At 60.4% G+C, this 13,347-nt stretch carries 13 protein-coding genes and 3 pseudogenes; 9 read left to right on the top strand and 7 right to left on the bottom strand.

Annotation, left to right across the window (positions count from 1 at the left end):
* Positions 1–116: 116 nt before the first annotated feature.
* Entirely contained in the window at positions 117–1,061 is a 945-nt protein-coding gene (locus HDG32_RS03710; RefSeq protein WP_184063290.1) for an SMP-30/gluconolactonase/LRE family protein, read from the bottom strand.
* Positions 1,058–2,065: a dihydrodipicolinate synthase family protein gene (locus tag HDG32_RS03715; protein WP_184063293.1), complete on the bottom strand. Its 1,008-nt coding sequence runs from the start codon at positions 2,063–2,065 to the stop codon at positions 1,058–1,060. The genes HDG32_RS03710 and HDG32_RS03715 overlap by 4 nt, the downstream gene beginning before the upstream one ends.
* Positions 2,066–2,121: 56 nt before the next feature.
* Here HDG32_RS03715 and HDG32_RS03720 point away from each other — a divergent pair, with 56 nt between their 5' ends.
* Together HDG32_RS03720 and HDG32_RS03725 are read left to right on the top strand one after the other, a co-directional pair.
* Positions 2,122–2,310, top strand: coding sequence for a hypothetical protein (locus HDG32_RS03720; RefSeq protein ID WP_184063296.1), 189 nt, complete (start codon positions 2,122–2,124; stop codon positions 2,308–2,310).
* Positions 2,311–2,641: 331 nt separating this feature from the next.
* Entirely contained in the window at positions 2,642–3,346 is a 705-nt protein-coding gene (locus HDG32_RS03725) for a LuxR family transcriptional regulator (protein ID WP_184024798.1), read from the top strand.
* Here the strand turns inward: HDG32_RS03725 and HDG32_RS03730 are convergent.
* Complete coding sequence (locus tag HDG32_RS03730; protein WP_013092374.1) at positions 3,330–3,647, bottom strand: hypothetical protein; 318 nt, start codon at positions 3,645–3,647, stop codon at positions 3,330–3,332. The two genes, HDG32_RS03725 and HDG32_RS03730, sit on opposite strands and share 17 nt — an antisense overlap.
* Before the next feature lie 156 nt (positions 3,648–3,803).
* Between HDG32_RS03730 and HDG32_RS03735 the strand changes: the two genes are divergently transcribed.
* Positions 3,804–4,397: an acyl-homoserine-lactone synthase gene (locus tag HDG32_RS03735; RefSeq protein ID WP_090807325.1), complete on the top strand. Its 594-nt coding sequence runs from the start codon at positions 3,804–3,806 to the stop codon at positions 4,395–4,397.
* A gap of 55 nt (positions 4,398–4,452) precedes the next feature.
* On the opposite strand, the gene HDG32_RS03740 is transcribed toward HDG32_RS03735, so the two are convergent.
* A complete protein-coding gene (locus HDG32_RS03740; protein WP_184063300.1) occupies positions 4,453–5,142 on the bottom strand; it encodes a FadR/GntR family transcriptional regulator in 690 nt (229 codons plus the stop codon).
* Positions 5,143–5,423: 281 nt separating this feature from the next.
* Between HDG32_RS03740 and HDG32_RS03745 the strand changes: the two genes are divergently transcribed.
* The 4 genes and pseudogenes from HDG32_RS03745 to HDG32_RS03760 all read left to right on the top strand — a co-directional run.
* Positions 5,424–5,891, top strand: coding sequence for a universal stress protein (locus tag HDG32_RS03745; RefSeq protein ID WP_184063303.1), 468 nt, complete (start codon positions 5,424–5,426; stop codon positions 5,889–5,891).
* A 221-nt stretch (positions 5,892–6,112) separates the two neighbouring features.
* The gene (locus HDG32_RS03750) at positions 6,113–6,880 is read left to right on the top strand and encodes a helix-turn-helix domain-containing protein (protein WP_184063305.1); all 768 of its coding nucleotides are present in this window, start codon (positions 6,113–6,115) and stop codon (positions 6,878–6,880) included.
* A gap of 115 nt (positions 6,881–6,995) precedes the next feature.
* Entirely contained in the window at positions 6,996–8,288 is a 1,293-nt protein-coding gene (locus HDG32_RS03755; RefSeq protein ID WP_184063307.1) for an SUMF1/EgtB/PvdO family nonheme iron enzyme, read from the top strand.
* 271 nt (positions 8,289–8,559) lie between these two features.
* Positions 8,560–9,050, top strand: a pseudogene (locus HDG32_RS03760) (IS5 family transposase); the annotation flags it as partial.
* Between the two features lie 24 nt (positions 9,051–9,074).
* Here the strand turns inward: HDG32_RS03760 and HDG32_RS03765 are convergent.
* Both HDG32_RS03765 and HDG32_RS03770 read right to left on the bottom strand, forming a co-directional pair.
* Positions 9,075–9,455 (bottom strand): annotated as a pseudogene (locus tag HDG32_RS03765) (nitronate monooxygenase); the annotation flags it as partial.
* Positions 9,456–9,471: 16 nt separating this feature from the next.
* On the bottom strand, positions 9,472–9,975 hold the full coding sequence (locus HDG32_RS03770) for a lipocalin-like domain-containing protein (protein ID WP_184063309.1): 504 nt from the start codon (positions 9,973–9,975) through the stop codon (positions 9,472–9,474).
* 289 nt (positions 9,976–10,264) lie between these two features.
* On the opposite strand from HDG32_RS03770, the pseudogene HDG32_RS03775 reads away from it, so the two are divergent.
* Positions 10,265–10,963: pseudogene (locus HDG32_RS03775) on the top strand (IS6 family transposase); the annotation flags it as partial.
* Positions 10,964–11,027: 64 nt separating this feature from the next.
* On the opposite strand, the gene HDG32_RS03780 reads toward HDG32_RS03775, so the two are convergent.
* Positions 11,028–11,522, bottom strand: coding sequence for a DUF4148 domain-containing protein (locus HDG32_RS03780; RefSeq protein WP_311539402.1), 495 nt, complete (start codon positions 11,520–11,522; stop codon positions 11,028–11,030).
* Between the two features lie 460 nt (positions 11,523–11,982).
* Here HDG32_RS03780 and HDG32_RS03785 point away from each other — a divergent pair.
* Positions 11,983–13,347: HAMP domain-containing sensor histidine kinase (locus HDG32_RS03785; RefSeq protein ID WP_184063313.1), on the top strand; the 1,365-nt coding region annotated here is incomplete at its 3' end.

Consider the following 13,347-nt stretch of genomic DNA (forward strand, 5'->3'; position numbering starts at 1 on the left):
AAATGGCTCGTTTAACCTGAAATCCTTGTCGTTCAATGCCCGGCACCGCGGGTTAAGGGCAAACCCGAGCCCTCGCCGCGATAGCAATACATGTGGTCCGGTTAGCGGACAACTGCTCAACCTCCGCGCACGCCCTGCGTATTGACGAACAGCGAATACAACCCGTGGCTCGCCGCCATGAACAGACGGTTGCGATGCCGTCCGCCGAAGCAAACGTTCGCGCAACGCTCTGGCAATGCGATGTGGCCGAGCGGCTCGCCTTGCGGGCTGAACACGCGCACGCCGTCGAGCTCGTCGGTGCCCATGCCCCACCCGCACCACAAGTTGCCATGCGTGTCGACACGAAAACCGTCCGGAGTGCCCGGACCCGCGTCGATCAGCACGCGGTTGTTCGACAGCGTCGTGCCTTTGCCATTGGCCTCGACATCGAATACGCGGATCTTGCGCGGCTCGCCGCGCGATTGGACCACGTACAGCAGCGATTCGTCCGGCGAGAACGCGAGACCGTTCGGGGCGAGCACGTCGTCGATGACCATCGACACCTCGCCCGACTGGCCGTCGATCCGATACACGCACGCCTTCAGCTCGGACTGCTGCTGCTCGCCCTCGTAGAAACCTTCGATGCCGAAGGTCGGGTCGGTAAACCAGATCGAGCCGTCCGATTTGACGACTACGTCGTTCGGCGAATTGAAGCGCTTGCCCTGATAGCGATCGGCGAGCACGGTGATCGAGCCGTCGTACTCGGTGCGCGTCACACGCCGCGTCAGGTGCTCGCAACTGACGAGACGCCCTTCGCGATCGCGCGTATGGCCGTTCGCATTGTTCGACGATTGACGGAACGTGCTGACCGCGCCCGTCGTTTCGTCCCAGCGCAGGATGCGGTCGTTCGGAATGTCGCTCCACAGGAGATAGCGGCCATCGCCGAACCACACCGGCCCCTCCGACCAGCGCGTGCCCTGATGCAAGCATTCGACCGACGCCGACGCGATGATCAACGACTTGAAGCGCGGATCGAACACACGGATGGAGGGATCGGGATAGCGTCGGCTGTGATCGGTCATGGGGTTGTCTGCGTGTCGGAGCGGTTCGATTGGGTGGCCGCGAACTCGCGCTCGAGAGCGAGCAGCGTGCGCGCGGTCTGCGCGATCTTCGCATGATGCTCGCGCGGTGTCGAACTGAGCAGCGGCTGCAGCGGCCCCATGTCGGCGAGGCCCGTGAACGTGATTGCATCGTGCAGCACGCGGATCAGCGAGATGTCGTTGCGCAGCGTTTCGAGCGGCATGAACGCATCGTGCAGACGTTGGGCGGTGTCGTGGTCGGCGCTAACGGCGCTACCGGCGCTATCGGCGCTATCGGCGCTCCGGCCGCTTTGCACCGCGCGCAGCAGCGCCATCACCATGCTCGGCGCGATACAGCCGCTTCCGGTCGTCCACGCTGCGAGCCCGAACTCGCGCAGATGCACGAGCGCCGGCCGCTCGCCCATGCCCGATACGATCTTCGCGGCCGGCACGCGTTGCAGCAGCCGGCGCAGATACGGATCGTCAGCGGGGTTGTCGCGCGGGATCGCATACTTGACCGCGCTCAGCGTCCCACGCTCGACGAGCCGCGCGAGCGTATCGACAGCGACGTAGTTTTCGCTCTTGATATACAGCGTGAGCGGCATGCCGGCCGTGTCGGCGATCCGCGTGAGGCCCGTCTCGACGCCCTCGGGCGTCGTGAAGCCGCCGAGCGGCAGCACCATCGCCGTGCGGTAACGCGTCTGCGCGAGGATGCGCGCCTGATCGAGCATCTTGCCGTAGTCGGGACCCAGCGCCGGAATCACCCGTGTCCCGGGACCCGCGGCCTCGGCGAGCAGGTCCAGCAGTTCGCGGTATTCGCTGACCGCGACGTGATAAAGGTTCGCATTGCCGCCATACAGTAGCGTGCGTACGCCGCCCGCTTCGATATGGCGGATCAGCGCGAGATTCTGGGCAGGGTCGAGCGTGTAGTCGGTCCGGCGCGCGAGCGGCGGCACGGCCATGACCGACGCGGCGAACTCGCCGTCGCTCAGCGGTGATTCGTTCATGATGGTTGACGCGGAAACGCGCCAGGCGGAGGTTTCACGGTAGCATCGGCATCACAATGTTGTCAAACAACCTGCGCGTGACGATCGCCCGGCATGCCGTCGGCGGCGAATTGCGCGGGAGCCGATCACGAAATTTCCTTTTGTATAACAATGAAGCGGGCCCGCAGCCAGCGGAATCGGCGCAGGCTTTTTTTGGCAACAAGGACACGGCGAGCAATAACCCGCTTTCCCGGATAATCGAGTAAATACGATTTATTTTAAAGCGCGACGAAATAATGCTGTCAACGAAACATATTAAAATCTGTCGCCGGATGCCGATTAGCCGCGCCGCGCACCCGAGAAGCCCGGCCGGGTTAAAGATTTATTTCAATCAGCATAATAATAGGCGACGCCGGCGTTGCTATCACGTGGCGGCTATCGTTTACCCCGCGGAGCACCGGCGCATTGCGTTCGAGTTTTTAGTGATAGATTATGCGGACCAAAAGAGCGGACCGAAGTTTGTCTGCCAATAACCGCGAACGGGATGTTTGCGAGCCTGAGAGAGCCAAAAAATTGTCGCTACACTTTATCGAGCAGATGGCACCGCTACTGGACGCCGCCGACGAGGCGGAATGGTTCGGCGTGATTACGGGCTTTGCCGAAACGTGGGGCTTCGACAAGATTCTGGTCGCGATGCTGCCGCGGCCAACCATGCGTCTCGAGGACGCTTACCTGCGCAGCACTTACGCACCGGCATGGCGCCAGACGTACGACGAGCAAGGCATGGTGCATATCGATCCGACGGTCGCACACTGCCTGTCACGCTCATCGCCGCTGGTCTGGACGCCCGAGATTTTCGCCAGCCCGGCGCAGCAATCCCTGTATGAGGAAGCTCGCTCGTACGGCCTCGGCGCGGGCGTGACGCTGCCAATTCATGGGCCGAATCTGGAAGCCGGCATGATGTGCTTCGTCAATGACGACAAGCCGTCAGACGGGTTCAGGCGCCATGTGAACGCCGCGTTGCCGAACCTCGTGCTGTTGCGCGACCTGGTGATCGACACCAGCAAACAGCATCTGAATTCACATGCGCAGACCTTGATGCCGAAGCTCACGCCGCGCGAGCGAGAATGTCTGAAATGGACCGCACGCGGCAAATCCACGTGGGAGATATCTCACATCCTGAGTTGCTCGGAAGCGGTGGTGAACTTCCATATGAAAAACATCAGGGCGAAATTCGGCGTGAATTCGCGGCGTGCGGCAGCCGTGATCGCGGCGCAGCTTGGGCTTATTGACCCGGGTTGAGCAGCGCGGCCGCGTCGCGGCTGTACATCACACGCTCGGCGCGACCCAGATCGGCGTCCGACACGGTCTTCATGAAGTACAGACCCAGCAGGATCGACACCGGCGCCGGGATCTCCGCGCCCGACTCGAAGCGGCTGCCGCGCGATTGCGTGACGCCGAAGCGAGCCCAGAAACGGCGCTGGCTCTCTTTTTTCTTCTTCCGATAGGCAATGATCAGAACCCGATCCACTGCCGAAGAGACCTCCGAAGGACGCGCCTGGAGGTGGGTTTGCGGTTGCCAGTGATTGTCGAGGAGTTCCATTTTGGACCCTTGTAGGTTGGGGGCGGAGACGAGTCTGAATTCTGATATACCCGATAAGCATCCACACCTATCCAGGTAGGTAGGTGGCGCAAAGATTCAGAATGCATAAGTTTTCCTGCGTATCTGGCAGCCCCCCAACGCGTACAGGAGAACGTCATGCAAACCACGATCCGAATTGGACTCCGGCAGGAATTCGACAACGAACTGATCAACGAGATGTACCGCTTGCGCGCCCGTGTCTTTCACGGCCGGCTCGGCTGGGAAATTCCGACCATCGCGGGAATGGAGATAGACGGCTACGACGCGCTCGGGCCGTACTACATGCTGATTCAGGGCGAAGACGAACGGTTGCGCGGCTGTTGGCGCCTGATGCCGACCGAAGGTCCGAACATGCTGAAAGACACCTTCCCGCAGCTACTGCATGGCGCGGCCGCGCCGGTCGGGCGACATATCTGGGAACTGAGCCGCTGGGCGATCGAAACCGGCGGTGAGGAACAGTCGTTTGGTTTCACGGATATGACAATCCGCGCAATTCAGGAAGTGATGCGCTTCGCGCAGCGCATGGGCATCACGCATTACGTCACGGTGACCACCACGCCGATCGAGAGGATGCTGCGCCGAGCCGGCCTCGACATCAGCCGGCTCGGGCCGCCGCTGCAGATTGGCATCGAGCGGGCCGTCGCGCTCGACGTCGCGGTGAGCGCGAAAACGCTGACCTCGCTGTTCGGGCCGGTCGCCGTCGCTGCTTGAGCCGCGCCGAAGCGCGGCCTGACAAAAGTCGCGACGCCTTCACCCGCGCGCGGACTCAGGAACCGAACATCCGTTCCAGCGCGTTCTCGAGATGCGCGCGCATTGCGGCCCCCGCGCCCGCCGCGTCCTTGCGGCGGATTGCGTCGAGCACCGCCATGTGTTCGGCCTGCACCAGCCGCTGCCGCTCCACCGTCTTGACGAGCGACAGATTGCGCGACAGGTTCATGCTGAACAGGATCTGCTCCTCGATGAACGACATCACCGTGATGAAAAACGGATTCTTCGACGCGCGCGCGACCGCCTGATGAAACAGGAAGTCATCCTTCGCGCCGATCCCCTGCGCCTCGATGATGCGCTCGAGCTCGTCCCACGCGTGCTGGATCGCGGCGATGTCGTCGGCGTCGGCCTTCAGCGCTGCCTGCGCGGCCGCGCCCGCCTCGGTCACGATGCGAAACTCATAGCAGCGGCGGATATCGGACAGCGTTTCGAGCGGCGCGAAGCGGCGTACGTCCGGATCGGGGCGCCGCGCGACGGTCGTGCCAGAGCCGTGCCGCGTCGAGATGATGCCGTCGGCCCGCAATCGCGCGAGCGCTTCGCGCACGGTCGGTCGGGACGTGGCGAAACGCTCCGCCAGCGCGTGCTCGGTCGGCAATCGCTCGCCTTCCTTGTACTCGCCTTCGAGGATGCGGTTGAGAATGTCGCCGTAGATCTGCTCGGGTAAGCCCTTGGTTTTTCGATCGTTCATCAGCGGACTGGCCAGCTTGTCTGAATATGGCTTGATTGTAAGGCCAACCCTGTTTCGGCTTCAGCAAAGTTTTACGGGTTGTAAGCATGCCAGGCCGCTTCGCGCACGCCGCCGCGCCCGCCATTTTGTCCGCGCCGCGCCGGATTATTTGGCAAATGTTTGATTTACATCCTGGTCCGGTGCATCTTTTCCGGCGATCATCTAAGCTTCATTGGTATAAAAGATCAATAAACCTGCCGCGGCTAGCAATGTGGCAGACGCATTTTTGACGCGGAGCCGATATGTACACACGCATCCTTGTAGCGGTCGACGGCAGCAATACCTCACGCCGTGCGTTCGAAGCGGCGCTCGATCTCGCCAAATCGAATGGCGCGGTGTTGCGGCCATTTTATGTCGTCGAAAACACGCCGATGTACTTCGAGGCGCCCGGCTACGACCCGTCGATCCTGCGCAACCGCCTGATCGAGGAAGGCCAGGAGCTGCGTGCCGAGTTTTCGAAAGTGATGGCCGAGCAAGGTGTGAAGGGCAACCCGGCGGTCGCCGAGGCTTCGTCGCTCGGCGATGTCGCCGAGATCGTGCTGCAGGCCGCCGCCGAATTCAACGCCGACCTGCTCGTGATGGGCACGCACGGTCGGCGTGGCTTTCAGCGGCTGATTCTCGGCAGCGTCGCTGAACGCTGTGTGCGCCAGGCCACTCTTCCGGTTCTGCTGGTACCGTCCGCCGCGGGCACCGACAAGGAACCCGCCTGACTCTTTCATCAGGCGCAGGGCGGCACGCCACGCCCTGCCTTGCCGGAATCGAGCCACGCTACCCGTCGACGGGCGACGTCGATATAGGCCGCGGCGGCTCACCTTCTCACCTTCGTCAGAGCACCGCCGTTGCTCGGACTGCCGAGCAGCGAACGTGTCACTTTGCCGCCAGTTGCGGGTCATAGCGGGTGGGACAATTTCACCACTACCAATAATCGAACATGCTCAATCCTACTGCTGTGACCCGTTCCTCGACCCGCTCCGCCGGCAACCGCGAGGCCGTGGCGGCACGCGCAGCCGCACGTACCGCCGCGCGCTGCTCCAGCTGTTCGATGCGTGAGATCTGCATGCCGCAGGGGCTGTCGGCGGAGGAACTGCCGAAGCTCGAAACGCTGATCTGTTCGGCGCGCTCGGTGCCGCGCGGCGAAGCGCTGTATCGCAGCGGCGACCGCTTCGACAATATCTACGCGGTGCGCTCCGGCTCGATGAAGACTGTGATGGTCCACCGCGTCGGCCGCGAGCAGGTCACCGGGCTGCGTCTGGCCGGCGAGCCGCTCGGGCTCGACGGCATCAGCGCGGACGTCCATGCGTGCAGCGCCGTCGCGCTGGAAGACAGCACGGTGTGCATCGTTCCATATAGCGCGCTGAAGCTGCTGTGTCGCGAAATCAGTTCGATCCAGGAGCGCATGCACAAGCTACTGGGCGCGCAGATCGTCAGCGAAGCCGCGCAGATGATGGTGCTCGGCTCGCTGTCCGCCGACGAACGCGTCGCCGCCTTCCTGCTGGACGTGTCACAGCGCAATGCGCAGCGCGGCTACTCGTGGTCGGAATTCAATCTGCGAATGACGCGCGAGGACATGGGCAGCTACCTCGGCATGACGCTCGAAACGGTCAGCCGTACCCTGTCAAGATTTCAAAAACGCGGCCTGATCGACACGCGAGGCAAGCACATTCACATCGTCGATCTCGAAGGCTTGCGGCAGATCTAGCGGCCAGAGTGGCCCGGACGGTCGCGCTGTTAGTCTTGGCACGCCGCCTGCGAGCGGGTAGAGTTTTCAGACCGTCCCCCCCACGGCAACCGTGTTGCATGGAGACCCGGCCCCAATGAATCGCGACCCTGTCCCGCATCATCCGCTCGTGCAGCGCCTGCTCGACGCGCGTCAAGTCACCGACGACCTGTTTGCGATCGTCAAACCCGACTACCTCTATGAACGGCCGATCCGCGAGCGTCACCGCGTCGTGTTCTACATCGGCCATCTCGAAGCGTTCGATCGCAATCTGCTCGACCAGCGTCTGTTCGATCTGCCGGCTTTCGCGCCGGAACTCGACCAGTTGTTCGCCTTCGGCATCGATCCGGTAGACGGCGGCTTTCCCACCGATCAACCCGGCGATTGGCCGTCGCTCGCCGCCGTGCGCGAGTATGCGACGCGCGCGCGCCGGCAGATCGACACCGCGCTCGACGAACTCGGCAGCGCGGCGCACGACGAGGCGGCCGTGCAGCTGCTGAACGTCGCGATCGAGCATCGGTTGATGCATGCGGAAACGCTCGCGTACATGCTCCATCAGTTGCCTCTCGCGCAGAAGAACACCGCGTTGCGCGAGCCGGTGGTGACGAGCGATGAGCAGCGCGACGCGTTGTCGTCGATGGTCAGCGTGCCGGCCGGCACGGCCGTGCTCGGCATGCCGCGCGAGGCCGGCCGCTTCGGCTGGGATAATGAGTTCGGCGAAATGAGCGTGGACGTGCCCGCGTTCGAGATCGATCGATACATGGTCACGAACGGTGCGTTCCTCGAGTTCATCGAAGACGGCGGTTATCGCGAGCCGAAGTGGTGGTCGCCGAAGGACTGGGCGTGGAAGGAAGCGGAGCGCATCGAGCATCCCGCTGGCTGGTCGCAACACACGGCGCAAGACGGTCGCCCCGCATGGGCGCTGCGCACGATGTTCGACGACGTGCCCTTGCCGCTCGACTGGCCCGTCTACGTGAGCCACGCCGAAGCGAGCGCCTACGCGCGCTGGGCCGGCAAAACCCTGCCGACCGAGGCGCAATGGCAACGCGCGGCGCACGGTGTGCCTCAAGCGGCATCGGGGAACTTCGATTTCCGCAGTTGGGATCCACGGCCCGTCGACGCGCATCCGGACAACGTCAGCACGTTCGGCGCGGAAGGTCAGTTCGGCAACGGCTGGGAATGGACCTCGACGCTGTTCGAAGCGCTGCCGGGCTTCGAAGCGTTTCCGTTCTATCCCGGCTATTCGGCCAACTTCTTCGATGGGCAGCACTACGTGCTGAAGGGCGGCTCGGCGCGTACCGCGCTGTGCATGCTGCGGCCGGAATTTCGCAACTGGTTTCAGCCGCATTATCAGTATGTGTATGCCGGGTTTCGGTGTGTGCGGGGTTGAGGAATAAAGCAGAAGATGAAGACAAAATCCAGCTTCCGCTTTAATGCAAATTTTTTCACGAAATGCTTTATTGTTTCAGCAAACGCTTTAATTTATCCTCACGACGACGCTTAGCTTCGTCATGCACTAAAAATAGTCTCGCACGAAATGGAACAGGCGGATCTCTGCATCGGATCGTGCCAAAATGTTAAGGAAGGTCTGCAAAAGTCCTGGCATTGCGTTGCTGCTGAGCTATCCTGGAAACAGAGCGAATTAGTTGAGGAGCAGTGTGATGACGCAACTTGGTCTTGGTCTGGATCTGTCAACGAAGCGCACGCGCAAACGGGAATTTCTCGATGAGATGCGACGTGTTGTGCCCTGGTTGAAGCTGATTGCGCTGATTGAGCCGCACTATCCCACGGGCAAAACCGGTCGGCCGCCGTTCCCGATTGCAACGATGTTGCAGATTCATTTCATGCAGCAATGGTTCGGTCTGTCAGACCCTGCCATGGAAGAGGCACTCTATGACGTTCCGCTGTATCGCGAGTTCGCGGGTCTCGACGGCGGGATGGTTCGCTTGCCGGATGAAAGCACGATTCTCCGGTTCCGCCATCTGCTGGAAACGCACGGACTGGCGGTGCAAATGCTGGCGCTGGTCAATGAAATCCTGACGGAGAAAGGCCTGATGCTCAAGGCTGGATCGGCAGTCGACGCCACCTGATTGCCGCGCCCAGTTCGACAAAGAATGGCTCCGGTACGCGCTTCGGCCGACGCCCACAGACGAGTGCCCACTACTACCGCATCTGCGCCAAGCATCAGGGCTGCCGCCAATCCTCTCCCGTCCGCTATGCCTCCGGCCGCAATCAGCAAAGTTCCGGGCGAGCGTTGTTTCAAGTAGTCGGCAGCTTCCGGCACAAACGGAAATGTTGAACGGTTTCCTCCGTGCCCCCCTGCCTCGGTGTCCTCTACTACGATCGCTGCGGCGCCAGCTTCCAGGGCCACGTCGATCTGCGACAAGAACTGCACCTGGCAGATCAGCGCGGCGCCCGCGTCGCGGATTTCTGCTGCAAACGGTCGAGGGTCGCCAAATGAGAGGAACACGCAGAACGGCGAGTGGTGCAACGCTTTCGTCAGCATCGTCGGCGAGACCCGGACGTAGCGTGGGCGGTGGCTTCCCAAACCCCTCATACGCACACTTTCTCGCCTATTTCGCACGTTGCCACACTACCATTTGTGCCCCGTACCCGAAGCTTCCTGGAGTAACGTAAGTTAGCCGATTGCCAACAAGGGTGAACGGTCTTTGTTGGACCTCTCCATCCCAGTTCGGAAATGTACCCCGCTGAATGCGAAATACAATGGTGTGTGCCGCCTGGTCCACCGTATATGTGCCGAAATGTGCCACATTGCCCTGCGCAACTACTCTGTTCTCCTCAGCGGATCCTGAGAGGCGGTCACCGGATGCGAACTTCGGCAGGTCGGTACGAACCCCAACCAGAACGTAGCGGCCGTCGCTCCCAAATATCAACTGGCCCTCCGGACGCGGACCGAGTAACTCTGTCTGGGTGCCACTCCGCGAAACCGTCAGCGACACCAAGGTCCACGAACCCACGATGTCGCCTGCTGACTGCGCGAGAGCCTGTTGTTCGGTGAGGCAGATCGCGACAAACAATATCGCGGCGCCAGCCATTGTCCCGAGGGTTTTGTTCATGACTTTCTCCGTCATCGCACGCGTGTGGGGATTCGACAGCCCGGCTCTGTCGGCCGGGTCAACGAGAGTTTCCATCAAGGGTAGGCTTTTTTCGCACCGCGGGCATTCTGTGCGCCCTCCGTTTGCTCAGGACGTTGGCCTGCATCGATGCAGATAGAGCAACAATGCCATCTCGTCTGGGGCTTCTGGCTCACCGAAGCGCGTAATACAATAAAGGAGGCAAGTTGGCGCTGTCGCATTAAGACAATCTGCGATCGTGGCGCTGGGAAAACGAAAGACGTGATCTACGATGACGAGCTTGAATGCGGGCAGGAACAAGGTGCTCAAACGGCTGCACTATCCGCCGGATGTGATATTGACTTGTGTGCGCTGGTACGTGGCCTATCCGCTGAGCCTGCGTCATCTGGAAGATATGATGGCCGAGCGGGGCGTTTCGGTCGATCATTCGACCGTGCATCGCCGGGCCATCAAACTTCTGCCGGCGCTGGAAAAGACATTTCGGCGACAAAAACGCGCAGTCGGTAGAAGCTGGCGAATGGACGAAACCTACGTCAAGGTCAACGGTGAATGGAAGTACTTGTACCGGGCCGTTGATAAAGCGGGCGATACGGTTGACTTTCTGTTGCGAGCCAAGCGGGACAAGGTGGCCGCCCGGCGTTATTTCGAGAAGGCCATCGATCAAAACGGTGTCCCGGAGACGGTGACGATCGACAAGAGCGGCGCCAATCTCGCAGGGCTGCATGCGATCAACGCCGAACGCGATACGTCAATCAAGATTCGTCAGGCCAAATATCTGAACAACGTCGTCGAGCAGGACCATCGGGCTATCAAGCGCCGTATTCGTCCCATGCTGGGGTTCAAGAATTTTCGTTGCACCCGCATCTTACTGGGTGGCATCGAAGTCATGCACATGATTAAAAAAGGGCAGATGATGTGTCGCCACCGCACCACGCGTTCTGCAGCCCAGCAGTTCTATGCGTTGGCGGCAGAAGTAGTACCAAAGATATCGCTTATGCTTGACCTCACCTCCTTATTGCGACAAAACCCCGCGGTCAGTTACCGAAGAAAATGTTGCAGTAACTTGCGGGGCCGGCGCACGACGATGGCGAGAGGTTCGACAAATGCGGGGCACTGCCGGCAGCCGAGGTGCCATTCATCGTCGTGCCGCCAACGGCGGTGTTGGCCACCTGCTGGCTGTCCTGTGCACTGATCTTCAGTTCAGCCGCCTGGATTTGCGCGGGATACGTCGTACTGTCGCCGTCGCCGACTCGATAGCCGGCCTCCTCTAGACGGATCAGGTTTGCGCGAACCTGTGCGCGCGTGACGGGCTCGGTGCTCTGAGCGAAGCTGAGGACCGGGCTGGCAAGCCCACCGATGGCGAGTACGACGCATGCAAGGATCTTCATGTTGGAGCTCCTTGAATCGGTTGAATGGGAACATGGCATTACGGCGGCACGATGCTGATCAGTTGCCGAAGTACGGTGTGCAGAAACTCGCGGGGGCCGCGGTGAATTACTCCCTCCCTGTGTCAGATTATGCTGATTCATTCCGACGTTTGGCCATCTCAGTTGTAGTTAGGTTGGCCATCTGATGTTCGGTATTAAATGCTCCCCTTTGGGCGAATAAATGTTCGGTATCGATTTGCGTGCATTCGTTAGGATTAGTTTTTTGAAGTACGACACGCACGCCGGGTTGTGGATGCATGTCGAAGCGACTTACGCGTTCCGAGCCCAGACTATCGCGATTGACAAGCAGTGCTTGGCCTGGATGTCCGGGAGTTGCAGTGCTGCGTGACGCCGAGGAACGGCCTCATACTTGCCCTCGATCTGTATCTTTTGACGGTCTTCAACCCCATGCCCGGCGCATTGGTCACAAATCTCAATGGGATCCGCCTGCGTTGACGACGAACTTTTGTTCTGTATCCAGCAGAGCACTTGTTCCCATCGACGTGCTGCGGAACCGCTATCAAAATGGGGCGTATGCTGCACTGAATCCCAGAGGCCTACTATGGCGTCCCGTCCTCAAACACGCGGTGATTCGCACGCGGGCAACAAGCCCGGGGCCAGAACATCGATGGGCGCGGGTGGAAAGGTTAAAAGAATCGGGCTCCGCCGATTCGCTGAATCGGTGAAGCTTTTTCTGGGACCGGTTGCAGTGCTCACTGCCGAGCAGGATCTGCTCGTCAAACGCAAGTTATTGGAATCGCTGTCCCGTCGAGAGCTATATTGGATGGCGCTTCTGTTGCTCGGCAGCGCAGGCACGTTCGTATTTGGAAAATGGATCAGTACATCGGGTTTTGACCCTGTGTTCCGCATCGTCTGGATGTCTGGACTGTGGGGGATCGCCGCCCCCATGGCTTTTTTCCTGCTAAGAAAGACCATCGCGCTTCCAAAGCACGCTGGCGTCACCACGGTCGAGCAACTGCACTGGGCCTGGGCCGTGTTGATCATGCTGACATCGTTGTGGTGGGCGGCGGCTAGTTTTGGCTTACTGCCACCTTCATGGCCGCGCGGCCATAGTCATTACGTCAGATTGGTGAGGATGACTTTTGTCGAACTGACGCTGATTAGCCATGTAGTTACTATTTTGCTACTGGCTCCTAGTCTTCGTGCGACTTTATGTTCACTTCTGCTCGGCGCGATTCCATTTGGGCTAAGCATGGGAAATCTGATGTTCATTTACCGGCCGATTACGCTTGACTGGCTGGCGGCTCAATTGATTGGCCTTTGTTTTATCGCATGGTTTATCTGTGACGATCAGAAGCGCGCAGGTGTTAGAGAGCTTATTCTCGTCGAAGCCCGATCGCTGGCTGAAGCGGCGACGGCGGAGAAGAACCAGTTTATTGCGGCGATCAGCCATGACTTGCGCCAGCCGCTCACCACGCTCGGCTTGAAGCTCAACTATATCTTCCGGAACATTGGATCAACCAATCTGGTTGGTGACCTCTCGATTGCACAGAGACAGGTGGATGCGATGGTGGATATGATCAACGGTGCACTGGATATCTGCCGCCTCGAATCGGGTACCTGGCATGTAGAGATTCAAGAGATCATGCTGGCTTCGCTTTTAGACGCGATCGTTGTGGACGTGCGACCGATCGCCCGGGCGAAGGGGCTGACGTTGAGACTCCATAGCCGGCCTTATCTGATCCGGACGGATCGGCATGCGCTGGACAGGATCGTCCGGAATATGGTGCTCAATGCGGTGCGTTATACGCCTTCCGAACAGAGGGGAAAGAAGGGGCATATTCTGGTGAGCTGCCAAAGACGCGGCGACCTCGTCAGGATCAGCGTCTGGGACAACGGAATCGGTATCCCGGAGGATAGACAGCGGGATATCTTCAGGAGCTATGTCCAGGTCGACAATCCCGAG

This window comes from Paraburkholderia sp. CI2, assembly GCF_014201055.1.
Lineage (GTDB): Bacteria > Pseudomonadota > Gammaproteobacteria > Burkholderiales > Burkholderiaceae > Paraburkholderia > Paraburkholderia tuberum.